The sequence below is a fragment of the Thalassospira sp. TSL5-1 genome (assembly GCF_001907695.1).
Lineage (GTDB): Bacteria > Pseudomonadota > Alphaproteobacteria > Rhodospirillales > Thalassospiraceae > Thalassospira.
Genome location: NZ_KV880638.1, coordinates 1082164 through 1107197, shown reverse-complemented (window position 1 = coordinate 1107197; position 25034 = coordinate 1082164). Strand labels below are relative to the sequence as shown.

20 protein-coding genes are annotated in these 25034 nt (G+C 54.2%); 6 read left to right on the top strand and 14 right to left on the bottom strand.

The window, feature by feature from the left end; translation table 11 throughout:
• The first annotated feature begins 269 nt into the window (after positions 1-269).
• The 4 genes from trxB to LF95_RS14580 all read left to right on the top strand — a co-directional run bounded on the left by trxB (position 270) and on the right by LF95_RS14580 (position 7773).
• Positions 270-1220, top strand: a complete 951-nt coding sequence (gene trxB, locus LF95_RS14600) for a thioredoxin-disulfide reductase (RefSeq protein WP_073955762.1) — start codon at positions 270-272, stop codon at positions 1218-1220.
• Between the two features lie 380 nt (positions 1221-1600).
• Positions 1601-2509 (top strand): LysR family transcriptional regulator, encoded by a 909-nt coding sequence (locus LF95_RS14595; protein WP_073955761.1) that lies wholly within the window; start codon positions 1601-1603, stop codon positions 2507-2509.
• Between the two features lie 1187 nt (positions 2510-3696).
• Complete coding sequence (locus LF95_RS14585) at positions 3697-5049, top strand: adenylate/guanylate cyclase domain-containing protein (RefSeq protein ID WP_073955759.1); 1353 nt, start codon at positions 3697-3699, stop codon at positions 5047-5049.
• Between the two features lie 2253 nt (positions 5050-7302).
• The gene (locus tag LF95_RS14580) at positions 7303-7773 is read left to right on the top strand and encodes a Dps family protein (RefSeq protein WP_073955758.1); all 471 of its coding nucleotides are present in this window, start codon (positions 7303-7305) and stop codon (positions 7771-7773) included.
• A gap of 100 nt (positions 7774-7873) precedes the next feature.
• Here the strand turns inward: LF95_RS14580 and LF95_RS14575 are convergent, their stop codons facing one another.
• The 7 genes from LF95_RS14575 to LF95_RS14545 form a co-directional block, all read right to left on the bottom strand.
• Positions 7874-9157, bottom strand: a complete 1284-nt coding sequence (locus tag LF95_RS14575) for an amidase family protein (protein WP_073955757.1) — start codon at positions 9155-9157, stop codon at positions 7874-7876.
• Between the two features lie 41 nt (positions 9158-9198).
• Complete coding sequence (locus tag LF95_RS14570) at positions 9199-9882, bottom strand: DUF2848 domain-containing protein (RefSeq protein WP_073955756.1); 684 nt, start codon at positions 9880-9882, stop codon at positions 9199-9201.
• A 135-nt stretch (positions 9883-10017) separates the two neighbouring features.
• The gene (locus tag LF95_RS14565; RefSeq protein WP_073955755.1) at positions 10018-11298 is read right to left on the bottom strand and encodes a TRAP transporter large permease; all 1281 of its coding nucleotides are present in this window, start codon (positions 11296-11298) and stop codon (positions 10018-10020) included.
• Positions 11295-11843: a TRAP transporter small permease subunit gene (locus LF95_RS14560; protein WP_252509773.1), complete on the bottom strand. Its 549-nt coding sequence runs from the start codon at positions 11841-11843 to the stop codon at positions 11295-11297. Before LF95_RS14560 ends, LF95_RS14565 begins: the two co-directional genes overlap by 4 nt.
• Positions 11844-11899: 56 nt before the next feature.
• Positions 11900-12952, bottom strand: a complete 1053-nt coding sequence (locus tag LF95_RS14555) for a TRAP transporter substrate-binding protein (protein WP_073955754.1) — start codon at positions 12950-12952, stop codon at positions 11900-11902.
• Positions 12953-12991: 39 nt separating this feature from the next.
• On the bottom strand, positions 12992-13846 hold the full coding sequence (locus LF95_RS14550) for a putative hydro-lyase (RefSeq protein WP_073955753.1): 855 nt from the start codon (positions 13844-13846) through the stop codon (positions 12992-12994).
• 125 nt (positions 13847-13971) lie between these two features.
• The gene (locus LF95_RS14545; protein WP_073955752.1) at positions 13972-14859 is read right to left on the bottom strand and encodes a LysR family transcriptional regulator; all 888 of its coding nucleotides are present in this window, start codon (positions 14857-14859) and stop codon (positions 13972-13974) included.
• Between the two features lie 250 nt (positions 14860-15109).
• Here LF95_RS14545 and msrP point away from each other — a divergent pair, with 250 nt between their 5' ends.
• Both msrP and LF95_RS14535 read left to right on the top strand, forming a co-directional pair.
• A complete protein-coding gene (msrP, locus tag LF95_RS14540; RefSeq protein WP_073955751.1) occupies positions 15110-16078 on the top strand; it encodes a protein-methionine-sulfoxide reductase catalytic subunit MsrP in 969 nt (322 codons plus the stop codon).
• Between the two features lie 114 nt (positions 16079-16192).
• On the top strand, positions 16193-16552 hold the full coding sequence (locus tag LF95_RS14535; protein ID WP_073955750.1) for a cupin domain-containing protein: 360 nt from the start codon (positions 16193-16195) through the stop codon (positions 16550-16552).
• 86 nt (positions 16553-16638) lie between these two features.
• On the opposite strand, the gene uvrB is transcribed toward LF95_RS14535, so the two are convergent.
• The 7 genes from uvrB to LF95_RS14500 form a co-directional block, all read right to left on the bottom strand.
• Positions 16639-18786 (bottom strand): excinuclease ABC subunit UvrB, encoded by a 2148-nt coding sequence (uvrB, locus tag LF95_RS14530; RefSeq protein ID WP_073955749.1) that lies wholly within the window; start codon positions 18784-18786, stop codon positions 16639-16641.
• Between the two features lie 150 nt (positions 18787-18936).
• The gene (locus LF95_RS14525) at positions 18937-19767 is read right to left on the bottom strand and encodes an ABC transporter permease (RefSeq protein ID WP_073955748.1); all 831 of its coding nucleotides are present in this window, start codon (positions 19765-19767) and stop codon (positions 18937-18939) included.
• A gap of 4 nt (positions 19768-19771) precedes the next feature.
• Positions 19772-20809, bottom strand: a complete 1038-nt coding sequence (locus LF95_RS14520; protein WP_073955747.1) for an extracellular solute-binding protein — start codon at positions 20807-20809, stop codon at positions 19772-19774.
• Positions 20810-20853: 44 nt separating this feature from the next.
• Positions 20854-21897 carry an ABC transporter ATP-binding protein gene (locus LF95_RS14515; RefSeq protein WP_073955746.1) on the bottom strand — a complete coding sequence of 348 codons (1044 nt, stop codon included), beginning with the start codon at positions 21895-21897 and terminating at the stop codon, positions 20854-20856.
• 17 nt (positions 21898-21914) lie between these two features.
• Positions 21915-22715, bottom strand: coding sequence for an ABC transporter permease (locus LF95_RS14510; protein ID WP_143182049.1), 801 nt, complete (start codon positions 22713-22715; stop codon positions 21915-21917).
• Positions 22715-23161: a GAF domain-containing protein gene (locus LF95_RS14505; protein WP_073955744.1), complete on the bottom strand. Its 447-nt coding sequence runs from the start codon at positions 23159-23161 to the stop codon at positions 22715-22717. Before LF95_RS14505 ends, LF95_RS14510 begins: the two co-directional genes overlap by 1 nt.
• The gene (locus tag LF95_RS14500) at positions 23158-24972 is read right to left on the bottom strand and encodes a CocE/NonD family hydrolase (protein ID WP_073955743.1); all 1815 of its coding nucleotides are present in this window, start codon (positions 24970-24972) and stop codon (positions 23158-23160) included. Before LF95_RS14500 ends, LF95_RS14505 begins: the two co-directional genes overlap by 4 nt.
• Positions 24973-25034: the final 62 nt, after the last annotated feature.

Genomic DNA, 25034 nt, shown 5'->3' with positions numbered 1-25034 from the left:
GGCAATAATATATTCGGGTCCATTTTGCAACTTTCCGCAAACGTAAAGCCGATACCACGCACGAAAATAATAAACTTTTGGTATAAAAACCGCGCAAAACAAAACCACCCGACGTGCACCAGCCCCAAAGGCATAACAGCCATCTCCCGGAACGCGCAAAAAAGCCCGGCTTGTTGCGTTCCGGCTGTTGCACTCGCCAGCCTTCCTCCATATGTTCGTGTCCCAATTCCAAATATTGTTTCACAACATCTGGCAATGGCGAATCTCATATGGCCCAGGAACACCACGTAAACGTCCTTATCATCGGGTCCGGCCCGGCTGGTTATACTGCAGCAATCTATGCCGCCCGCGCAAACCTTGCGCCCATGATGGTGATGGGTCTGCAACCCGGCGGCCAGTTAACCATTACCACCGATGTTGAAAACTATCCCGGCTTTGCCGATGTCATTCAGGGTCCGTGGCTGATGGACCAGATGAAGGCCCAGGCCGAACATGTCGGCACCACAATGGTGCATGACCTGATTGTCGATGTCGATTTCTCCAAGCGTCCCTTTGTTTGCAAGGGCGATTCCGGTGCCACCTATATCGCCGATAGCGTCATTATCTCCACCGGGGCGCAGGCCCGCTGGCTGGGCCTGCCGGGCGAAGAAAAGTTTAACGGGCGCGGCGTTTCGGCCTGTGCGACCTGCGACGGGTTCTTTTATCGCAACAAACCGGTCACGGTCGTGGGCGGCGGCAATACCGCCGTTGAAGAAGCCCTGTATCTGGCCGGGATTTGCAGCAAGGTAACCCTGATCCACCGCCGCGATGAACTGCGCGCCGAAAAAATGCTGCAGGAACGCCTGTTCAAACATGAAAAGATCGAAGTGGTCTGGGATAGCGTGATCGAGGATATTCTGGGCGGTGACGGCCCGATGGATGGCGTGGAGGCCGTCAAAGTTCGTAATGTCAAATCGGGCGAAACGCTTGATATTCCGTGTGATGGTTTCTTTGTTGCCATTGGTCATGACCCGGCGACCAAGGTTTTCCAGGGCCAGGTCAATATGGATGACGAAAATTACATCCTGGTCGAACCCGGCACCACACGCACCAATATTGCCGGTGTGTTTGCCGCAGGCGACGTGACCGACAAAATTTACCGCCAGGCGGTAACGGCAGCCGGTATGGGCTGCATGGCAGCACTGGAAGCTGAAAAGTTCCTTGCCGAACAGGCAGACTGAGAACCGCTTCACACCCGTTCGCGTCCCCCCTGACAAAAGGCGGAACGCGCGGTAATATGACTTTCGGAAAAGGCCAAAGACAGCGATATGTCTTTGGTCTTTTTCACATTTTAGGGCACGATCATAAAACAGGCTGTTCAAATGAATAGGGAACAGACGGAAAAACAGCAGCGTTTTTCGCACCGGGTGATGTGAAAATTGCCCGAAACGTGAATGCTTGCTTGCACAACCCGTCCAAGCCCTCATATTACTTTGATGACGGCCTTGTAAAAGCGGCAATGGCATCCGGTTAACCAGCTGGAAACCAAATGCTTTTAAAAACGGGACTTAATCAGGGGGCCATCGTGCCGACCAAACGGTGGTGACAAAGGAGCAGGTCAATGGATTGGGACAAACTGCGTGTCTTTCACGCTGTGGCCGAAGCAGGAAGTTTTACACACGCAGGTGAAAACCTGAATTTGAGCCAATCTGCGGTCAGCCGCCAGATCAGTGCACTTGAAGAAAGTGTGAAGGTACCTCTTTTTCATCGTCACGCGCGTGGCCTGATCCTGACGGAGCAGGGCGAGTTGCTGTATCGCACCGCGCACGATGTTTTTGCCAAACTTTCGATGGCGGAGGCACGCATCCGCGAATCGAAAGAACGCCCGTCTGGTCCGCTCAAAATTACCACCACGGTGGCCTTTGGCTCCATCTGGCTGACGCCGCGCATTAACGAGTTCCTGGAACGCTACCCGGAAATCGAACTCTCAATGGTCCTGAATGACGAAGAACTCGACCTTGCGATGCGTGAGGCGGATGTTGCCATCCGCATGCAGCCGCCCCGTCAGGCCGATCTGGTCCAGCGGCAATTGATGACCCTGCGATATCATATCTTCGCATCCCCCGAATATATCAAAACGCATGGCCTGCCCAAAAAACCCGAAGACCTGAAGGACCACCGCCTGATCATTTATGGCGAGGATGCCCGTCCGCCGGTCTCGAATGTGAACTGGATGATGAATGCCGCCCTGCAATACAAACCCGACATGCGGCCGATTCTGAAACTGAACAATATTTACGGCATTTATCGCGCCACCGAATCCGGTTTGGGCATTTCTGCCCTGCCCGATTATCTGGTCCCGGCGGATAGCAAACTGGTGCGTATCCTGCCCGAGCTTGAAGGCCCCAGCTTTGATGCCTATTTCGTCTATCCTGAAGAATTGCGCCACAGCAAACGAATCGGTGTGTTCCGCGACTTCCTGATCGACAAAATCAACGAGGTAAAGGCACGGCTCGCCGCAACGGCCTGACCCGCCACACCAGCACAACCCGATGCAAAACCCCGGCAGTTCGCAGAACCTGCCGGGGTTTTGCCTGTTAAAGACAAATCGCTTTAAAAACCTGCGTTAAAAACCGTTTCTTGTCGCGGCTGATATCGCCCCGGACGGCGGGTATATAAATGACCGCGCAACCAATAACCGGCTATCAAAAACCGCGCTCGATACCTTCGACTTTTAATCCTGTTTCTTTTGCGATAATCGCCGACCATCCTTTGCGTTTTCTGCCGCGACGCACCATTAAAACACGCCCCCTGTCATAAAGGCTTCATTTTACTGCCACTTTTTTGCCATGCGCCTTACGCATGGTTGAATTGTATCTTTTCTATTTTTAAACGAAACAGCAGCCTTCTATATTCTCACCTGTGGTTGTTGCTTCGCGCAACACCCAAGACTTTTTTCATCTTTTTTTATCCCCGTTCCGGGGCGTCCTGCCAAAACGTTATTTGGCTGGAATCCAAGCGATTCCACGTCTCCCAGACGTTAAAGCCTCCCTGTTGAGACTTAACGGCAGCCCGCCAAGGCTGCCGTTTTTTTTGCTCACACGCGGTCTTCTTTCCCGTCAAAGAAATGGAACATAATGGTTTCCGCGCTTTAGCTAAATTTTAATCACGATAAAATCTTTTAATTTCAATTGATTAATTAAAATTGGGAACCTATTCGAGAAACATGCGTTTTACGCATGGCAGAAAGAGCAATTTGTCAGTGGTATTCACCGGTTAAATCGCTATTTTGACTCTCGAACCGCAGCGGTGAACGCCGCACCGCGGTACAGAGTTTTCTCCCTGACCGTTTTTTCGGTCTTAGCCGGGCGCCCTGCCCGGCTTACCCAGGGCCCTGAGAGGGGTCCTACGTCTCCCAGACGTGAAGCCTCCCTGATAAACTTGCCGGGCACATTGATGCCCGGCTTTTTTTTGTCCAAAATCCTCTTAATGACCGGCAGACGTCTTGAAGGCCCTTTTACCGCAAAGCCCATTTCCATCTGCACACGCTGTCAAATATTCTTTCCCAGGCAATGACCGCGAAACATTGCATTTCCTTACCCTTTGCCATCCGCACAGAGCCCGCGACACGCAAAGGTGAAGGCCCGTGTATAGCTCTGACTTGGCAGCCTCTGTCACAGCGATCACTATGACCCGGTAAAATCGCGGGGCACATTCATGAAAAACAATTTCGCAGAATTTCTGTTTGGTCGGGCACCGGAAAACAGTCTTCCCGAGCGGGTCAACACCGCCATCGTCAATCAACAGCGCAAAAGCGAACAGCTGATCGGCTGGGTACAGTTACTACTGGTGACAATTTTTGCCACCCTTTATGCCCTTGCGCCCAAAACCGCCATGAGCGACGGATTCCATCCAGTCCCCTGGGCCCTTGGCCTGTATTTCATCATTACCTTCAGCCGGCTGGTTCTGTCCTATCGCATCGATCTGCCCGCCTGGGTTTTAACCCTTTCCGTCATTGCAGATATCAGCCTGCTGATGGTGCTGATCTGGAGCTTTCACATCCAGTACATGCAACCGGCCAGCTTTTATCTCAAGGCACCAACAATGATGTATGTGTTTATCTTCATTTCACTGCGTGCCCTGCGGTTTGACCCCCGCTACATTCTGCTTGCCGGGGCCAGTGCCGCGCTCGGCTGGCTGGCGCTGGTGTTTTACGTGCTCTGGAGCGAAGGCGGGCACAGCATGATCACGCGCGATTATGTCACCTACCTGACCTCAAATTCGATTCTGATCGGGGCCGAGATCGACAAGATCATTTCCATTGTTATGGTCTCGAGCGTGCTCGCAATTGCCGTTCTGCGCGCACAACGTTCCTTCAAACGTGCCGTGAGCGAAGAAATCGCCGTGCGTGACCTGTCACGCTTTGTCTCGCGCGAGGTCGCAGACCGCATCACCCATGCCGACCAGCAAATACGACCCGGCGACGGCGAAGCGGTTCACGCGACCATCATGTTCACGGACATAGAAGGCTTTTCGACCATTTCCGAAAAACTGCGCCCGGCGGAACTGGCCCGGATGCTCAACGAATATTTCGCCGCCACCAGCGCCATTATCGAAAAATTTGGCGGGGTGATTACCCAGTTTCAGGGCGACGCCATGCTGATCACCTTTAACGCCCTGAAGCCCGATGCCAACCATGCCGAAAGTGCGGTCAAAACCGCCCTGGAAATTCAAAAGCTGTGTGAAACCCGAAATTTTTGCCACGGCAGCAAACTCAAAACCCGTTGCGGTATCAATACCGGCGATATCATTGTGGGTGCCATTGGCAGCGAAAACCGACTGACCTTCACCGTGCATGGCGACACCGTCAATATCGCAGCCAGGCTGGAACCACTGAACAAACAATATGGCACCTACATTCTGGCATCAGAGGTAACAGTGGCCCACTGCAAGGACCATTCCTTCGCCGGGATCTGGACGCGACGAGGCGAGGTTACCGTGCGCGGACGCACGCATCCCACCCCGATTTTCAGTACGGACCATCATGCCTGTCAAAGCGAGACAATCTGACAGCTTGCCACGGGGCCCCTTAACGACACAGCAGACAAAAGAAAACGGGGTGGGTCAGGGAAACCCACCCCGAAGGGGACAGATGGTCTTGGGGAGACCGACCGAACACGGAACAGACCGTGGGGGATGAATAGCTGGAGGGGAGCCGCTATTCCGGTCCCGGTGGTTGGTGAGGGAGGGCACCACACCGGTACGTCGTGTTCGGTAAGGATGAATATGCCCCGTGAATACGGCAGGAAAACCGGGCAGTTAGGGCCATTTCATGCCGTTTTGAGGCATTATTATGCCGCAACATCACACGGAAATTTCGCAACTATCCGCAAGGCTAAAATGGCTTCACAACTCTGCGATCACCTGCTTTCAATACATCTTTTGTCCATAACACCCAAAGGCAAAAGAAAAGCGAAGCAGGTGGGGGAACCTGCTTCGCCATTTCTTGGGGACAGATGGTCTTGGGGAGACCAGCCGAACACGGAACAGACCGTGGGAGAGTTGAATAGCCGGAGGGGAGCCGCTATTCCGGTCCCGGTGGTTGGTGAGGGAGGGCACCGCACCGGTACATCGTGTTCGACAAGAATGAATATGCCCCGTGAATACGGCAAGAAAACCGGAAACCTAAGGCCATTTAGCGTCTTTTATCGCCCGATAATGCCACATTCTCCACAGGTTCAGTATCGGCACCACATGTCCGCGTATCCTTGGCAAACGGATCGCCACGCAAAAGAAAACGGGGTGGGTCAGGGAAACCCACCCCGTTTGGGGACAGATGGTCTTGGGGAGACCGACCGAACACGGAACAGACCGTGGGGGATGAATAGCCGGAGGGGAGCCGCTATTCCGGTCCCGGTGGTTGGTGAGGGAGGGCACCGCACCGGTACATCGTGTTCGGTAAGGATGAATATGCCCCGTGAATGAGGCAAAAAAACCGGAGGCTTAGGGCCATTTCATGCCCTTTTGGGGCATTTTTGTGCCGCGACAGCATGATAAGATTTCACAATTATGCGCAAGGATAAATCAACTTCACAAAACCGCGATCGCATAGCTGGCACGCCCTGTTATCGGCGCCCCTCAAAGGTAAAAGAAAAGCGAAGCAGGTGGGGGAACCTGCTTCGCCATTTCTTGGGGACAGATGGTCTTGGGGAGACCATACGGACGCGGAATTAATGACCTTGGGGGTGATGGCTTTCTTGGGGGGACATGCCATCAGGTCGCCGACATATGGTGAGGGAGGCACCAGGCCGACTGTCATCGCGTCCGACAAGTATGAATATGCCCGGTGATTGCGGCAGGAAAAATGGTCACTCTGGGCCATTTCGTGACACTTTGCGGCATAATTATGTCACCGCCTCCTCGATATCCACGACAACCCCAACGATAGACACAAAAAAACGAGACAGGTCGGGGGAACCTGGCTCGCTTTTTTTGGGGGGACAGATGGCCTTGGGGAGACCAGTCAAACACATGAGCACAGGGCCTGTGGGGTGCAGAACGTTGTTGGGGACAACGGCGTCAGGCCAGGCAAATTACGAGGGAGGGGCGCATTGCCTAGTGTGCTGCGTTCGACAAGAAAGACTATGAACGCCGATTACGGCATGAAATCCTGCCGCTTAGGGCAATTTCAGGGCGAATTAAGGCAAGTCGAACAAATTTTGAATCTTTTGTAAAACCCCGATACAAGAATACCCTCAAAAAAAAAGAGGGCGGGACTACCCGCCCCCATTTTGGGGTCTAATGGTCTTGGGGAGACCTGTCAGCTTTTAGCAGCTATTGGCTCTCGAACGGGGGGACGAAGAGAGCAGGCCGGATACGATTGAGGGGGAAATAATGTTCCGGCAATATGTGCTGCTGACAAGAGCGACACTGCCTGACGAATAAGGCTGGAAAGCAGGCCTGATATGGCAATTCGGAGGCAAATTACGTCATAAATATGGCGAAACCCATTTCCAGAAAGCAAAGCCCGCAGCCTTCCATTTAAGGTCTACATCTTATCATATTGATTTCGGCTGTCAAAACAGGTGCGATATACAAAATGATTCAATAAAGACCAGACCTGCCAGGAAAACCGGCATCGCCAAAATTCATCCGCGAAGCTCGCGCGATACCTGTCAAACGCACCCTTCCCGGCCTTGATAGGTTTTATCTATCCTGAAAGATTAAAGGACTGATTGGCATTATTTTTTGTTCTGCACCATAATAACGCCATCACCAAAAACATCATGTGTCACACCCATATTCAGACACCAGGAGAACATCATGCAGATTGACATTGGTATTAACGAACAGAACCGTACCGACATTGCATCGGGTCTTGGCCGGGTGCTGGCAGATTCCTATGCGCTGTATTTGAAAACCCACAATTTCCACTGGAATGTCACCGGCCCGATGTTTCAGACCCTGCACACCATGTTTGAACAGCAATATACCGAACTGGCAGCCGCCGTTGACGAACTGGCAGAGCGTATCCGGTCCCTCGGCGCATTTGCACCGGGCAGCTTTTCGGCCTTTGCGGAATTAAGCTCGATTGCGGATGAAAAAGGCGTTCCCGCCGCCAAGGAAATGATCAAGCAACTGGTTGAAGGCCACGAAACGGTGATTAAAACCGCACGCGCCCTGTATCCGCTGTGCGATGAAGCCGACGACGATGCCACCGCCGACCTTCTGACCCAGCGCATTCAAACCCACGAAAAAACCGCCTGGATGCTGCGTTCGCTGCTTGAAGGCTGATCACGGCTTGCAATTGCCCCCCCGCGACAAAAAGACAAAAAGACAAAAAGCCGCCCGGTATTGTGCCAGGCGGCTTTTTTCTTATGCCAAATAATGCAGCTCAGGACTGCAACAGCGCATCAAATTTGTGGGCGGCCTCCAGCACGGCAAAATCCTGGCCATGTATGCCCGCAATCATCAGCGCGGCGGGCGCATCTTCCCCGGCAACCGGCACCGGAAGCGAAATGGCACAGGCATCCACCAGATTAAGATAGGATGTATTGCGCAACATCATCGCGTTGAGCCGGTCAAAGTCCGCCTCGACCTCGCTAATCTTGGGGGCCATCATGGCAAGGGTCGGCGCGATCATGACATCAACATCCGCCAGAGCCGTATTAAACTGCGCAATCACGTCTGTCCGCCTGGCATAGGCATCGCAACGGTCTTGCAGGCTTAGACTGTCGGCAAAGCGCATGCGGCTTAACACACGCGCGTCCCCACAGGTTTCAAGTTTGGCAAAGTCCTTCGCATAAATGTCATGGGCTTCGGCTGCGACCAGGATCTTGTTGAGCACCGCATTCTCGGCCACAAATCCCAAATCAATTTCCACCAGTTCATGCCCGGCAGCGCGCAATGTGGCGCAAATCGCAGAAAAATCCCGTTTCACCCGGTCATCCAGATCATTGGTAAAGGCATTGACCGGCACACCAATGCGCAAGGCCCCGCCCTGACCGGCCGATGCGGGCGGCACGGCGATACCGGCCATCACTTCAAAGGCCGCAATCGCGGTTTCAAGGTTGCGTGCCAGCGGCCCAGCGGTATCAAAACTTTTTGCCAGCGGATGAATACCATCGCCCGGCATGCGCAAACGGCTGGCCTTAAAGCCATATAACCCGTTTATGGCAGACGGAATACGGACCGATCCGCCGGTATCCGTACCCAGGGCAATATCCACCAGACCCAGCGCGACGGTCAACCCGCCGCCCGATGTTGACCCACCGGGAATGCCATCAGGGTCAAACACATTGCCTGGCGTACCGTAATGCGGGTTCAGCCCCACACCGGAATAGGCAAATTCGCTCATGGTGGTACGGCCAAAGGGCACTGCCCCCGCCGCCTTTATACGGGCGATGATTTCGCAATCCCGCGCCGCCGGGGCACGGTCCTTCAGCAACCGGGAGGCCGCCGATGTGACCTTGCCCACCTCGTCATACAAATCCTTAACCGAAACCAGCAGACCTGCCAGCGGCAAAGGCTTGGGCGCGTTTACCACCAGGATTTCGGCATGGGCGGCATCGCGCAGGATGCGCTCGCGATCAAAATCGGTAAAAATCTTGCCCGCAAGGTCGCCAAGCTGATCAACTTTATTGATTGCCGCCTGTGCCTTTTCAATAATCGCACCCATCTTGCGACCTCCCTTGTGCGTTTGCGTTATTCTTCACGGTTTTAGGCAATTTCCGGCAGTTCAACAATATCGTAAACATGCTCGATTGTGCGGTTCAGCACCGGGTCCACCATTGCCATTTTAAACGCACAGGCCGGGCGCACCCCGCCCTTTGCGCCAAAGGTACCGCACAACATGGCCGCCGCCTTGCCGTTTGCGCCCGCCGCAACCAGCCCGGCCCCGTCAATCAGGTCGGCCAGCGGGCGAATGCTGGCAATGGTGCCTTCCTGATAAAGCAGCCAGTCATCCCCCGCCCCTTCCCGGATCCAGGATTTCAATTCCAGCTTTTCAATATGGTCGGCCACTTCGTCGTAACGCCACAAGGTACGAGCAATCGGTTTGGCACAAATCTGTTTAGACAGGGCCACCGAATGGGCCTCAAGCGCGCGGTCGGTATGATCCGACGCCAGACCAAGATACAAAACGCCGTCTTTGGCAACGATCAGCGGTTCCACCTCGCCCGATGTACCATTGCCAACAACTTCAATTGTGGCATCGCGGGTCAGCATGGCAGATGCCGTGCGATAATAAAGCGGCACCGATGAAGGTGGTTTAACGCCAATCGCGGCAAGTTCATCGATATGATGCTGGATCGCGCTCGCATCACGCCCGGTCCATCCGGCAACGGTGCAATGGGTTATGTCAAAATCCTGTTGTGCGCCATCAATGGTAAAATCTATCAACATTGCGATATTCCAGTTTTGGTTATTGGGACTGTAAAGCACCCGGCCGCCAAACGCGGCCCCCTCTAAGGGGCGCCGCGTTTGGCCAGGCAACAGCCATGTTTCAGAACGAGTAAGGAAATAAACGGTGCTGCCGTTTTAAAAATGATCGGGCAGAAACAGCGCGATGGACGGCACAGCCACCAGCAGGGCAATCATGGCAACCATCACCAGGACAAAAGGCAGGGTTCCCACCATCACCTCGCTCAGGCGGCCCGATTTACGCGCACTTTGCACAACATAAAGATTCAGGCCGACCGGCGGCGTAATCAGGGCCATTTCGATCAGGACGATCAGCAAAATGCCAAACCAGACCTTGTCAAACCCCATGCCCGTCATGATCGGCACCACAATGGGAATGGTCGCCACCATCAGCGACAGGGTTTCAATAAAAAAGCCCAGCACAATATAAAGGCCGATAATCACCATCAGCGTGCCCATCGGGGAGAGATCAAGCCCGACCAGCATCTCCTTGAGCTCCCGCCCAAGCCCGGCGGCGGTCAGACTGAAATTCAGGAAATAGGCCCCAATGATCACCAGCATGATCATGGCGGTAATCCGCACCGTGCCTTGCAGGCAGGTATGGATCATTTCTTTTGAAACACCCCGGTTAAAGGCCGCAATCAAAAAGGCGATTGCCACCCCCACCGCGGCTGATTCCGTTGGTGTGGCCCACCCGGCATAGATCGAGCCGATCACCACCAGAAACAACACCACAATCGGCACAAGATGGCGCAGGCTGGCAAATCGTTCTTCCCAGCCAAAAGACCGGCTGGAGCCGCCGAGGGTCGGTTTGATTTTGCACAAAATCGCCGTCATCACCATAAAGGCAACCGCCATCATCAGGCCGGGCACCAAACCTGCCAGAAACAGGCGGGGAATGGAGGTTTCGGTTAAAAAGCCATAAACGATCAGATTGATCGACGGCGGGATCATGATGCCCAGGGTGCCGCCTGCGGCAATGGCCCCGGAAAACAGCCTTGGATCATATCCCAGTTTTTCGGCCTGGGGCATGGCGACCGTTGCCACGGTTGCCGCTGTTGCCACCGATGACCCCGACGTTGCCGAAAACATGGTGGCCGTCCCGATATTGGCGTGAATCAACCCTCCCGGCAGCCAGGAAAACCATTTATCCAGGGCTTCATAAGTACGTTCTGCAATGCCACCGCGCACCAGGATTTCGCCCAGCAGAACAAAAAACGGTATCGCAATCAGGGTCGATGAATTCGATGAAGACCAGACAACCTGCCCCAACCCGCGGATCAGCGGAAACGGGGAAAAGAACTGGTCCACACCGAAACCAAGCAAAAACAGCACGATCCCGACAGGAATGGACAGGGCCAAAAAGCCCAGAAGTGAAGCTGTAACCGCATAAATCATGATTCCAGCTCCACTTCGGAACGGGCCCCGACAAGGGCATCGGCCTCGTCAAACCGGCCCTTGACCAACAGGGCCAGTGTCAGGATCACCAGGACACAGCTAAAGACGGCAAACCATATCCAGCCAGAGAGCCAAATTGATTGCGGAATCCACAAAGGTGTTGCCAGAACGGTATTGGCACTGGACCCCCGTTCGATGGTTTTGGCCAGCACCGGCCAGCTTTGCACCGCAATCACAACCGCCGTTGCCGCCAGGGCGACAATCGCAATCAGATCCAGCAGGGCGCGGCCCCGCTGTTGCAGGCGCAGACGGATCAGATCGATCCGCACATGGGCAAGCTCGCCCAGGGCATAAGACATGCCCCAACTGGCAACACCGGCCATCACATAGCCCGATATTTCCTCGGCACCGCCAAATGAAATACCGGCTTCCCGCAAGATGATGTCAGCAAGGATCAGGATCACACAGGCCACCAGAACGAGGCCGGCAATAAACCCGATCATGCTGTTGATACGGCGCAAACGCGCAATCAATAAGGCTATCACGGCTGAAGGTTCCCCAATCAGAGCGTCAGAGCAAAGGTTTCATAAGACGGCCTTGATCAGCTTGCCGGCACAGTCACGCCAACGGTTTTGCCAACACTGTCATTCCAGCGTTTGACCCATTCAGCCCCGGCGCGTTCGCCCCATTCCGGCAAAACCACCGTGGTCAGAATTTCCTTTGCCTTGGCAAGGTCGGCATCCGAGGGTTCCACCAGCATCATGTTTGCCGGTTTGCCCAGCGGGCAGTCACCCTGGCCCGTCAGGCAGGCAATGTCGGTTTCATAGGCACCGGCGGCAGCAGCCCAGGCCGGTTCTTCGAACTTGGTTTTAACTTCAGTGGTCAGCAGTTTTTGCAGGTCTGGCGACAGGCTGTTCCATTTGTCCATATTCATTGCCGTCACCACCGGGTCCCAGCCGCCCAGCGGAATAGCATATAAATGATCCGACACTTCCCACCAACCAGCACTGTATCCCGAACCGGCACCGGTAACAGCACAATCAATCACACCGCGTTCCAGCGCACCGGGCACCTCGGAAAATGCCACATTGACACCATTGGCCCCCAGGGCCTGCAGGAATTTGGTGGTCATACGGCCAGAGCCGCGCACCTTTTTATCTTTCAGGTCAGCCAGCGATTTAACATCCCCCTTGCAGAAAACCACCTGCGGCGGATAGGGCGCAATTGCCAGCACCTTGGAATTAAAACGTTCCTTGAAAATATCATCCACCATCGGGCGGGCGGCATCCACCATCGCCTCGGCCTCGGCGGCGGTTGTTGCCACCAGCGGCACATCCAGCCCTTCCAGTTCCGGGGCATCGCCCACGGCATAATCGCCCACCGTCATACCCACATCAAAAACGCCATCACTCAGCAGGCGAAACACATCCCCGCCCGAAACACCCATCTGGTCATGTGTGGTCATCTGAACCGTGATTTCGCCATTGGAAGCCTTGGGCAATTCCTTGGTCCAGAAAGGCTGTTCAAACTGTTTGTCCAGCGGCAGGCTGCTCCAGCTGCCAACAACGGACAATTCTTCGGCAAAGGCGGGCGATGCAAGGGCACTTGCCCCCAGCGCCGTTGCGACGAGCACGGAAGAAACGGTCTTTTTCATCGATTGATCCTCATCTGATATAAAAGTTTATTACTTGTTTCAGGCGGTTTGGGTGGCATGCAGGGTAAATTCTGCGGCTTCGGCCAGAACATCCGTCACCAGCATCAGGCCGGGCTCGTGGGTAATCGCAAGGTCCGGTTGCGCATTGCGAATGGCCATTTGCGGTGTCACACCACAGGCCCAGAAAACGGGAATATCCCCGTCATTCAAAACCGGTTCGTCGCCAAAATCGGGCTTCATGATATCGGCAATGCCAATGGCCGAGGGGTCGCCCAAATGCACCGGCGCACCATGCGCAAGACGGTAGCGGTCGGAATACAAAACGGCACGAATGGCATCGGATGGTTTGAAAGCACGCATCGAAACAACCAGCGGCCCATGAAAACGGCCCGCCGGGGATGTGGCAATGTTGGTCACATACATCGGCACATTACGACCCGCATCAAGATGGTGCAGCGCGATGCCCGCCGATGTAATCGCTGCTTCAAACGAAAAAGAACAGCCCAGTACAAATGTCACCAGATCATCCCGCCACACGGCGTTAAGATCGGTCACACTTTGATAATCGCGACTGCCACGAAAAACCCGGTACCCCGGCAGGTCCGTGCGAATATCCAGATCAGCCCCCAGGGCGGGAATATGGGGCGATCCCGGTTCCGAAACACCGATGAGCGGGCACGGTTTGGGGTTTTTCATACAAAAAGACAGAAAATCAGCCGCGTCTTTTTGCGGAATAATCGCAAGATTGCCCTGCAGATACCCGGCGGAATAGCCTGTCGTCGTTCCCCGATGATTCCCGGAACGGATCGCATGCCGCAAATCAAGCGGCTTGACTGTGGATATCGACCCCTTCACGTCTCTCGAGGAACAGGATGCGCTTTTTTCAGCATTCATTTTATCTGTCCTGTTCTCAGCCTCGCCAATAACTGTGAGAAACAGGAACGATCTTGTCAATAAATCATTTAAAGAAAAAAACGATCTATTTTACAGATCAGAACGATCATGTTGCTCCAACACAATCAGAAGTGATCAAACAGCCTTGCAGCCTCGATCACGGCCTCGCCAATTTCGCGGTTTCGTTCCGGGTAATATCCCACCACAAAATGAAGGTCGCTCAACGTGGCTTCGGGCTGGACGGATATGGCCTTAATGCGCTCATTCCAAACCGAATTTTTGACCATCAAAGTTGGCAAAACACCAATGCCAAAACCATCGCCAACCAGATGCTTTACAGTTGAAAGAGATGCCGACCCATGCAGGGCGGGTGGCGAAATATCCGGGGCGGAAAAAATGCCTTCAACCTCGCGAAAGGGTGGTGTGCCCTTGGGAAAAGTCACAATCGCATGGGCTGCCAGGTCGGCAATCGACAGGGGCGTATCAGGCAGATCCATCGACTCGCTACAGAACCAGCCAAGATGAACCGGCTTCAGGGCCGCTGCAACCGCACCTTGTGGCAACGATTCCCTAAGCAGCACGGCAACATCAAGTGCATCATCGGCCATAGCCGTGGCAAGCTGCGCGGATGTATCGACCGACAGCTCGAAGCGAACATCGGGATAATCATCTTTCAGCTTGTTTAGCATTCCGGTCAGGATGGTATGGACAATCGTTTCGGCAACCCCGATACGGACCGTGCCGCTCAATTTTTCCCGCTGGGTAAATTCCTGCCAGATCCTGTCGCGCGCCCGCGATAATCTTTGCGCTTCCTCCAGAAAACGCCGCCCCGCAGCGGTTAGTCGAACCTGGCGGTTGCTGCGGTCAAACAACATCATGCCCAGTTTCTTTTCCAGGGCGGAAACCCGCGACGAAATTGCCGATTGCGACAAATTGTATTTTTGCGCCGCCGCCCGAAAACCACCGGCCCGGACAATATCCTGCAAAATCTCTATATCTTTGAATTCAAACATTTTTCGCCTGCATATCCTGTTCGCATGCCCCACGTCACAATAGGGGCGACTGTTTTTCGATCATGTTAGCGCCAAACCAATCGCCTGGCACGATCAATCCGATGTTGTGCGCTGAACGTAGGATAAAACAGCTATAAAAAACCGCCTAAACGTGCCGCAAAGCAGGGCATCACTGCCATATCACCCATGTTTGATTTGCCCTAAGCGGGTTTTTGCCGCGAAATCGGCACATGCCATATTGGAGGGTCATATGCTAATCCGCGTTCGGAAGGGATGGGAAATCCCCGAGAGAGAGACCACACCCGAGGCGATTTACCGCAATCGCCGCAAATTCATTCAGGGTATCGCCGCAGGCACGATTGGTGCCGCCGCAAGCACCCTGCCGCTGGGTCGTGCCTTTGCCCAGGCGGCCATGCCAAATGCCGACCTGTACCCGGCCAAACGCAATGATGCCTACAAAGTGGATCGGCCGATTACCCCCAAGGAAAAGGCAACGCATTACAATAATTTCTATGAGTTCGGGTCACACAAATTCATTGCCGATGCCGCACAGGCGCTTAAAATTTCGCCCTGGAAAGTAAAAATCGACGGCATGGTAGAAAAGCCCATCGAAATCGATTTCGACGAACTTGTGCGCAAAATGCCGCTCGAAGAACGGGTTTATCGTTTCCGCTGTGTCGAGGCCTGGGCCATGACCGTGCCCTGGACCGGTTTCCCCATGAAGGCCCTGGTGGATTTTGCCAAGCCGACATCGGGGGCAAAATATGTCGAAATGCAAACCGCCGAACAGGAAGACACCATGCCGGGCCTCAAGCAGTTCTGGTATCCGTGGCCCTATATTGAAGGCCTGACAATGGCCGAGGCCACCAACGAACTGACAATGATTGCCACCGGCCTGTATGGTGAGCCTATCCCCAAACAAAACGGCGCGCCACTAAGGTTGGTCACACCGTGGAAATACGGTTTTAAAAACATCAAATCCATTGTGCGTTTTACCTTTACCGACAAACGCCCGGTCAGTTACTGGCAGCAGATTGCCGATAACGAATATGGTTTCTGGGCCAATGTGAACCCCAAGGTGCCCCATCCCCGCTGGAGCCAGGCCCAGGAACGCCTGCTGTCAAACGGTGAAGAAGTCCCCACCCAGTTGTTTAACGGCTATGCCGACTATGTCGCCGACATGTATAAAGGCATGGAAGGGGAAAAACTTTACATGTAATCGCCATTTGCGTTTAAAACGCATGGCTGCTTTGTCAGGGTCGGCTTTGTGCCGGCCCTTCGTTCCGGTTTATGTTGCGGGCAATCCCCACAACCGGAACGGAGGGTCCTCACGATGCCCGACGCATCACTGGCAAATCTTTTTGCCGCACTTCCAGATGCCAAAAACAGCGAAATCTTCGACGAAATCCTGCGCTCTCCGTGCTTGCGGATCGAACGCATTGTGTCACGCGGCCAATCCTCGCCCGAAACTGGCTGGTATGACCAACAACCGGCCGAATGGGTGATCCTGCTGACTGGCAGTGCCGAAATTGTGTTTGAAGGCGAAGATAACGGCCATGTCCTGAAACCCGGCGACCATCTTTACATCCCGCCCGGATGCCGCCACCGGGTTGCCTGGACAGAAAAAGATACCGACACCGTCTGGCTGGCCGTATTTTTTGACGGACGTGGCGTACATTACAACGCCGCCTGAGAACCCGCCTTTCCTACGCCTGCAAAAAAGGCTGCATTCATCAACGATGCAGCCTTTCGCGTTTGATGCCAAATCCTTCAGCCCCCTTATGGGCCTTTACGCCGCCGCCCCTTGTATTTCGGCTTGTTGGCCGATTTGGAGCCCGGCCCGGCGCTGCCATCTTTGGGCGTGATATCACGCGCCATCGGCCCGGCCTCGGCAAGGCCCAGTTCCTGATTTTCCAGGCGTTTGACTTCATCACGCAGGCGGGCGGCTTCCTCGAATTCAAGGTTGCCCGCAGCTTCGCGCATGCGCTTTTCAAGCTCCTCGATATGGGCACGCAAATTATGCCCAATCATCACATCGCCCGAAACACCGGTATCGACCGTAACATAATCATGCTCGGCCACACTTTCGATCACATCATGGATACGACTGCGGATTGAGGCCGGGGTAATGCCATGTTCCTCGTTATAGGCAACCTGCTTTTCACGGCGCCGGTTGGTTTCCCCAATCGCATATTCCAGGCTGTCGGTCATTTTATCGGCATATAAAATCACCCGGCCATCCAGGTTACGCGCGGCCCGGCCAATCGTCTGCACCAGCGATGTTTTGGAGCGCAAAAAGCCTTCCTTATCCGCATCCAAAATCGCCACCAGCGCACATTCGGGAATATCCAGCCCCTCCCGCAGAAGGTTAATCCCCACCAGCACGTCAAACACGCCAAGGCGCAAATCACGGATGATCTCGATGCGCTCCAATGTATCAATATCGGAATGCAAATAGCGCACCCGCACGCCATTTTCGTGCAGATATTCGGTCAAATCCTCGGCCATGCGCTTGGTCAGGGTTGTCACCAAAACACGCTGGCTTTTCTGCGCACATTCCTTCGCTTCGGCCAGCAAATCATCAACCTGGGTTTCGACCGGGCGAATGATACAAACCGGGTCGATCAGGCCAGTCGGACGAATAACCTGTTCGGCAAAAACGCCACCGGTCTGGTTAATTTCCCACGGGCCCGGTGTGGCCGATACAAACACGCTTTGCGGGCGCATCGCGTCCCATTCGTCAAATTTCAGCGGCCGGTTGTCGACACAGCTAGGCAGGCGAAAGCCATGTTCAGCCAGCGTGAATTTGCGATTATAGTCACCCTTGAACATGCCGCCGATCTGCGGCACGGCAACGTGGCTTTCATCGACAAATAACAGGGCATTTTCAGGCAGATATTCAAACAAAGTCGGCGGCGGTTCACCGGGATTACGGCCCGAAAGCCAGCGGGAATAGTTTTCAATGCCCTTGCAGTGACCCACCGTTTCCATCATTTCCAAATCAAAGGTGGTGCGCTGTTCAATCCGTTCGGCGGCCAGCAATTTGCCTTCCTGCTGAAATTGCGCCAGCCGGTCCTTTAATTCCTGTTTAATGCCGTGCATCGCCTGCACCAGGGTCGGACGTGGTGTCACATGGTGGGAATTGGCATAAACCGTGACCGAATCCATGCTGGCATATTTATGCCCGGTCAGCGGGTCAAATTCGGCCAGTTCCTCGATCTCGTCGCCAAACATCGATACCCGCCAGGCGCGGTCTTCGGAGTGGGCCGGGAAAATTTCCAAAACATCCCCGCGCACGCGAAAGGTGCCACGGGTAAAGGCAGCATCATTGCGGGTATATTGCAGCTCGACCAGACGTTTCATAATGTCGTTGCGGTCAACTTCATCGCCCACCGCAATGCGCTGTGTCATCTCAAGGTAGGTTTCCACCGCGCCAATACCGTAAATGCACGACACCGATGCCACGATGATACAGTCATTGCGCTCTAGAATGGCGCGCGTGGCAGCATGGCGCATCCGGTCGATCTGTTCATTGATCGAACTGTCTTTTTCAATATAGGTGTCGGTCCGCGCCACATAGGCTTCGGGCTGGTAATAGTCGTAATAGGAAACGAAATATTCCACCGCATTTTCCGGGAAGAAGCTTTTCATCTCGGAATAAAGCTGGGCGGCCAGGGTTTTATTCGGCGCCAGCACCAGGGCCGGGCGCTGGGTTTTGGCAATGATATTGGCAATGGTAAATGTCTTGCCCGACCCGGTCACACCCAGCAAAACCTGGTCACGCTCGCCCTGCTCGATGCCGTCATACAGCTCGGCAATCGCCTGCGGCTGGTCGCCCGACGGCTCATATTCCGTCACCAGCTTAAACTTCCGCGATCCTTCAACCGGCGGGCGGCGTTTGGTCAAAAATTCTGGCAGCGCATTCATCGGGCAGACCCCTGTTTTATCCTGCCCCTAGTTATAAGGTAGATAGGACCAATCGCAAGCCCTGCTCCTGACAGTTCCTGACAGGTTTTGTCACTATGCTGTCACCCCCTTGGGCAAAACGACACCAGACAGTAGTCAAAAACCAGGTTCTCAGCCCGCCTTATAACGCTTTGCGATAATGGAACTGCCCACCGTCGTCAAAATAACCGTCACCATCAGCAAGATAAACGCCAGCGCAGCACCAAAAGGCCAGTTTGACGCCTTGGCGAACTGTTCATACACAACAGGTGCCATCATCTGAAACTGCGGCCCTCCAAGCAACAACGGCGTTGCATAGGCATTCATGCAAAGAATGAACACCAGTGAGGCACCGGCCAGCACACCGGGCAGGGACAGCGGGACAAGCACCCGGAAAAAGGCGGTTGTCGGACGCGCGCCCAAATTGGCCGCCGCATCTTCAACCTGGCGCGGGATACTTTCAATAACCGACGCCAGCGTCAGGATCATATAAGGCAGAACGATGCCCACCGTTGCGAAAATCACGGCACCGGGCGTGTAAAGCAACGTCAGGGGCTCGGAAATAATGCCAAGTCCCAACAATGTCGCATTTATAAGCCCGGTGGTGCTTAACAGCGCAATATATCCTGCCGAACGCACCACACCGCCCACAAGCAGTGGAAACATTGTCAGGATTGTCCATTTGCTCTTCCAGCGGCCTTCCATCCGTGCCAGCCAATAGGCAGGGCCATAAGCCAGCAGCGTTGTTAACACCGTACAGGTCAGAGCAATGGTAATCGTCGTTACCAGGATTTTCTGATAGTACGGATCAACGACTGCCTTGGCATAATTCTCGAACGTGAATGCCTGTTGCATGATGTAAAGCGGATCATATTCGTTAAACGAATACCGCAACATCAACAGCATGGGGCCGCCCAACAGAAGAAGGACAAGAAGTCCCGCCGGAAGAACAAGTTTTGCCATTTTGTCAGCCTTTGAGCACGCGGTTCCAGGTATCCAGAAGCTTGGTCTGGTTTTCCAGAATAAAGTCAAAATCGGGTTGCCACAGGCGGTTTTGTTCGGCTTCGGAAAAGCCGATTTTTTCTTCTAGTTCCGGGCTGATATGGCCGTTCTTCACGGTCGGCAAATAGCCCATTTTCTCAGCGAAGGCCTTTTGTACTGCAGGATCAAGCAGCGCATTCATATAGGCCATTCCGCCCTCGGGGTTGCGGGCATTTTTCGGCACCGCAGCCTCGTAAACGGCAGGGAAAGCGCCTTCTTCGGGCACAACCCAGCCCAGATCAATTCCGGATTTGGACCAGCTATACCCACGGGCCGCCGAAATAATCGTGATCCAGATATCGCCCGATGCCAACGCCTGACCAACAGCCTCTGTAGAGGGCAAAAGCTTTGCATCCAGCTCTTTCCAGGCGGCAACACCCTTTTCACTGCCGTCAAAGTCAGACAGCGTGCCGCCATTATGGATCGCCGCATAGGCCATGTTGGACGTATAAAGAAAATCGCTCAGGCCGATCTTGCCTTTATATTTCGGGTTCCACAGCTCTGCGATGGATTGCGGCGGGGTTGTGATCAGGTCCTTGCGATAAACAATCGTATGTGCCGAATAAATCAATGGCACCGAATGCGCCTTTTTCAGAAACGGCAGAATATTGTCGTAATTGGGAACGTTGGACGCATCCAGTTTCTCGACAGCGCCCACCTTGGCGGCGGCGTACATATCAAAATCTGCCAGCAGGGCAGCATCCATGCTGCCGCGACGTTGCATCCGTTCGGAAATCAGTTTGGTACGACGGGGAACCGGACCGGATATTTCCTGAAGAACGTTATAGCCCGCGGACTTCATAACCGTTTCGTCAACATTCGCCTTGAGCAAATCGCCAAAGGTCCCCCCCCATGTCCCGACAACAACATCGTTTGTTTGTGCCATCAATTTTCCGGGCACCATTGAAACAGCCGACAATGCCGCAGCCGTAGCTAGAAAAGAACGACGGGTTAAGTTAGCCATGAGTCTCTCCTGATATATGTTTGATATTTTGATATTTTTTATTGTTAGTGGGTAAGAAGCCGCACCGACGCGACATCCCAGTCAAGCCGAACCGGATCCCCGACACGCAAGCCCGCGCGCTGGTCATCCGGCCCCGGTGTTGCCATAACAACCGAGATCGAAGTGTCACCAACCATCACCGTGTATTCCGTTTGCGCCCCAAGATAGAGACGTTCGCGCAGGGTGCCTTCGACCCCCTCGCCGTCACGCGACAAGCTGATTTTTTCGGGCCGCAAGGTGTAATATTGCGCATCAGCCTGTATCCCGGGCATTGTCGGCATAACGGTGCCGTCTGCAGTCCGGAATTGCCCGTCCTCGACACGGCCCTTAACGACATTTGACCGCCCGACAAAATCGGCGACAAAGGCATCGGCTGGCTGCTCGTATAAATCCTGTGCCGTGCCCGATTGGCGTACACGACCGGCTTCCATCAATACAAGCTTGTCAGACATGGTCAGGGCTTCTTCCTGATCATGCGTCACCATCAGTGTGGTCAGTTCCAAAGACTGCTGAAGCCCGCGAATTTCGCTGCGGACTTCCCCGCGCAATTTGGCATCAAGATTGGAAAGTGGCTCATCAAGCAAAAAGACATCCGGGTTCAGAACAAGCCCGCGTGCCAACGCAACCCGCTGCTGCTGCCCGCCTGAAAGCTGGCGCGGGTAACGGTCTGCAAAGTGATCAAGCCTGACACGTTTGAGTGCCTCGATACTTTTTTCCTCGCGCTCGGCCTTGCCAACTTTGCGCATTTCCAGGCCAAAACCAACATTCTGGGCAACCGTCATGTGGGGAAACAGCGCATAGGACTGAAACACCAGTGCCGTATTGCGTGCATAAGGCGGCAGATTTGTAACATCCCGGCCATTGATCAGGATCGACCCGGCACTGGGCTCGACAAACCCGGCGACCATCCGCAATGTGGTTGTCTTGCCGCATCCCGAAGGCCCAAGAAGCGATACAAGCTCTCCTTTGAGGATGTGCATGCTCATATCGGTTACGGCAACCGCTTCGCCAAATTTCTTGCAGACATTCACAAGTTCCAAAGATTTCATAGATCCGATCTCCAATGTCAGACGATGCGGGAGAGTTTTACGTAACGGTCGGTGATCAACATCATCGCCGCGATGACAACAACCTGAATGGTCGCAACCGCAGCCAGCGTCGGGTCGATCTGGAACTCAAGATAGTTCAGCATCGCGATTGGCAGAGTGCTCATTCCCGGACCAACAAGAAGCAAAGTCAGTTCAAGGTTTTCAAAACTCTGGATAAAGGAAAACATCGAGGCGGCGACAATCGCCGGGCGCATCATCGGCAGCGTCACCCGCACAAAAACAGTCCAGGGGCGGGCGCCAAGGTTGGCGGCGGCCTCTTCTATGCTTTTGTCCAGTCCCTGTAATCCAGCGGTAGCAACCCGCACGGTCCAGGGGATCGTCAGCAAGATATGCGCGGCGACCAGGCCTGGCAAAGTACCGACAATATCCATATCCAACTGGTTCTGCGCGAGCAGAAAAGTAAGATAAAGTGCCGTGCCCGCCACAATACCCGGCACAATAATAGGTCCCAAAAGAAAGGTCGTGATTGCCTGCTTGCCGCGGATTGCACTGCGCGTAAGTGCCAATGCTGCTGCCATCCCCAATGGCACACCAATAATGGTCGCCAGTGCCGCCACCTTGAAACTGACGAAAAATCCGCTCAGAAATTCTTCGCGATCAATTGCGTTCGCATACCATTCCAGCGAAAAGCCCGAAGGCGGAAACGTAATGATGGTGTCTTTGAAAAAGGATGTCAAAACCAGCAAAAACACCGGCAGCAACATGACAAGATAGGCGAGAATAATCACGCCCCGGTAGGTCAGGCGTGTCAACCGCATCAGAGTATCTCCCTTGAAGTCTGATCCAAAAAGCATGACGCATTTTGATCTGCGATCGTTTGCAGGCGGGCAAGGGTTTCTGTCGAAAACCGCCCTGCCCGCGCCATCAAATTAAGCTGTCCCAGCACTTCGCCAGACGGTGCGCGAACCGGAATATTGACGATCGCGTCACACCCCCCATCGACAATTCTTTGCCAGTCCGGAAAACCGGCCTGCAATGCCTCCAGCCCGTTAGTTAATACCGGGGCCTTGGCATCGCGAACGCGCGCCATTGTCGGTGCATCCTCAAATCGCTTGAAACCGGCATCCGGAAAACGATCCGGATGGGTCGAGTAAATCCGTTCGCCTCCGTCGGGGTAATACCGCAGGGCCGTTGCCGCGATGATGTCTGTCACATCGCGCATTTGACCCAGCATCGTATCCATCCCCTTTGCCGTCGCCCTCATGTTGCAGATGTCTCCTGTTCCAGCGGCAACACAAGCCGGGTGTCCGACAATTCAAGCGTGATATTTGCCATTTTGCCGTGGGGCACTTTTTTAAAGTGATCCTTATCCGCCCCGGTAATTGAAAGGCGCAATTTACTGCCTTTCGCCAAGGTCCAGGCCGTCGGCAATAGCGGAATGCGAATGCGCTGTGCCTCGTTCAATGGCAAGGGGCGCGCACTGTCCCGGTGATAGCTGCGAAACGGCCAATTAATGCGAATATTATCCGGTGCGTCCTCTTCATCACGGAAAATCGCCCGCAAAATACCTTCGGTGATGTAACGCTCCGTTCCGTCGGCTTCCACTTCGGTCAAATAAATGAAAAGCCCCGCATCCGGTGCATCAAAACGGGCTGTCATCTCAAGCACCGCATGGCCGGCAAGGGCAATATCTTCCGTCATTGGCGCACTATCGAACGACAACATAAGGCCCGTGCGCCCCTGCCAGTCAAAATAATAGTTCCGTGAATCCAGCCCCGATATGCGTTCGTAACGGGTTTCAAAACCGGTTCCGGTTTCTGGCACACATTGATAGGCTGCCGTCCCGGTTGCGCTGTGCGTGCCAAGTCCGCCCGCCTGATCAGGATGCAAAACAAGCTGTGCCGGTTTTGGTGGCCAGGTTTCGGCCTCGCCCCATGCCTCTTCGTGCAGTTTGAAATAGGCAACAGGTGGCTCGGTCCGCAAACCGGTATCCATGCCCATCAGATATGTATCAAAAAACCGCAAAACGGCCCCCAACATCGAAAATGTCGGGGTTTCCGACGCGCGCCACGGCGAAACATCAATACGGGCACCATGATCCCACGGACCAAGCAAAAGGTGATGCGGGTTTTTATTCAGCGTCAAAAACCGCGAAATCGCCCCATTGGCATAACCCGCCCCATCCATCCAGCCAGACATCGACAAAATCGCGACATCCTCATTTACGCCATCACAATAGGAATAAGGGCTGATGGAGGCACTGGAATAATCGGGGTCATAAGGCAGGCCCTGCTCGCGATAGGACAAATCCGCCATGAAATCGGTCTGGCGGAAATTGGCCTGGTGCTCTGCCACCGCCTCGGCCACCAACGCCCCTGATGGGTCCTCGTCAACCGGTTGCGGCCCCAGATAATCCGGGCTGGCATAATATTTATAGTTCTTGAGATAGGCCCGCTGATCAAGATCGAGCCCCTTCATCAGGTCATCATATACCCGGGTCAGCGAAACGCACTGCATGCCCCCCGGAAAATAATTATCCGAATATGTATCCCAAACAGAAAACAACGGCGCGATGGCCTTTACCGCCGGATGCCCCGTCGATGCCAGAAAATCCGATGCCGCGCCAAGATAGGAAATACCCGTCGCCCCAATAACACCATTGGACCAGTTCTGGTCGATCACCCAATCAGCGACCTCGGCGCTGTCAAAACGCTCTGCCGGGGAACGAAACCCGTCCCGGGTTCCAAAACTGGCCCCGGTACCGCGCACATCAATTACAATCACCGCATATCCACGCGGGACAAAATAATCGCTGAATTTCCCGGTATTCGGGTTTGGAATCTCTGTCGAGCCCGCTGCCAGCTTAAAACGGCGGAAATAGGGAGTAAAAAGCAGCAACGCAGGAAATTTTGCCTCCGGGTCTGCGCCTTGCGGCAAATAAACATCGACCGCTAGTCGGCAGCCGTCGCGCATCGTCACATACAAGGATGCGGGGCTTTCCGGCAATGTGTAAGGCACAGGGCGCTTTGCCTCATAGGCGGCAATTCGGCTTTGCAGGTCCGGGAAGGAGGTCATCAAAATGCTTCCGTGTTTGTTATTCTTATAAGTTAGACAAGCGAATAAATTTACTTGCGTAA

Bases quoted from the DNA above. Each gene is read 5' to 3' on its own strand.
- trxB (WP_073955762.1), top strand. From the start codon at position 270: ATGGCCCAGGAACACCACGTAAACGTCCTTATCATCGGGTCCGGCCCG.
- LF95_RS14595 (WP_073955761.1), top strand. From the start codon at position 1,601: ATGGATTGGGACAAACTGCGTGTCTTTCACGCTGTGGCCGAAGCAGGA.
- LF95_RS14585 (WP_073955759.1), top strand. From the start codon at position 3,697: ATGAAAAACAATTTCGCAGAATTTCTGTTTGGTCGGGCACCGGAAAAC.
- LF95_RS14580 (WP_073955758.1), top strand. From the start codon at position 7,303: ATGCAGATTGACATTGGTATTAACGAACAGAACCGTACCGACATTGCA.
- LF95_RS14575 (WP_073955757.1), bottom strand. From the start codon at position 9,157: ATGGGTGCGATTATTGAAAAGGCACAGGCGGCAATCAATAAAGTTGAT.
- LF95_RS14570 (WP_073955756.1), bottom strand. From the start codon at position 9,882: ATGTTGATAGATTTTACCATTGATGGCGCACAACAGGATTTTGACATA.
- LF95_RS14565 (WP_073955755.1), bottom strand. From the start codon at position 11,298: ATGATTTATGCGGTTACAGCTTCACTTCTGGGCTTTTTGGCCCTGTCC.
- LF95_RS14555 (WP_073955754.1), bottom strand. From the start codon at position 12,952: ATGAAAAAGACCGTTTCTTCCGTGCTCGTCGCAACGGCGCTGGGGGCA.
- LF95_RS14550 (WP_073955753.1), bottom strand. From the start codon at position 13,846: ATGAATGCTGAAAAAAGCGCATCCTGTTCCTCGAGAGACGTGAAGGGG.
- LF95_RS14545 (WP_073955752.1), bottom strand. From the start codon at position 14,859: ATGTTTGAATTCAAAGATATAGAGATTTTGCAGGATATTGTCCGGGCC.
- msrP (WP_073955751.1), top strand. From the start codon at position 15,110: ATGCTAATCCGCGTTCGGAAGGGATGGGAAATCCCCGAGAGAGAGACC.
- LF95_RS14535 (WP_073955750.1), top strand. From the start codon at position 16,193: ATGCCCGACGCATCACTGGCAAATCTTTTTGCCGCACTTCCAGATGCC.
- uvrB (WP_073955749.1), bottom strand. From the start codon at position 18,786: ATGAATGCGCTGCCAGAATTTTTGACCAAACGCCGCCCGCCGGTTGAA.
- LF95_RS14525 (WP_073955748.1), bottom strand. From the start codon at position 19,767: ATGGCAAAACTTGTTCTTCCGGCGGGACTTCTTGTCCTTCTTCTGTTG.
- LF95_RS14520 (WP_073955747.1), bottom strand. From the start codon at position 20,809: ATGGCTAACTTAACCCGTCGTTCTTTTCTAGCTACGGCTGCGGCATTG.
- LF95_RS14515 (WP_073955746.1), bottom strand. From the start codon at position 21,897: ATGAAATCTTTGGAACTTGTGAATGTCTGCAAGAAATTTGGCGAAGCG.
- LF95_RS14510 (WP_143182049.1), bottom strand. From the start codon at position 22,715: ATGCGGTTGACACGCCTGACCTACCGGGGCGTGATTATTCTCGCCTAT.
- LF95_RS14505 (WP_073955744.1), bottom strand. From the start codon at position 23,161: ATGAGGGCGACGGCAAAGGGGATGGATACGATGCTGGGTCAAATGCGC.
- LF95_RS14500 (WP_073955743.1), bottom strand. From the start codon at position 24,972: ATGACCTCCTTCCCGGACCTGCAAAGCCGAATTGCCGCCTATGAGGCA.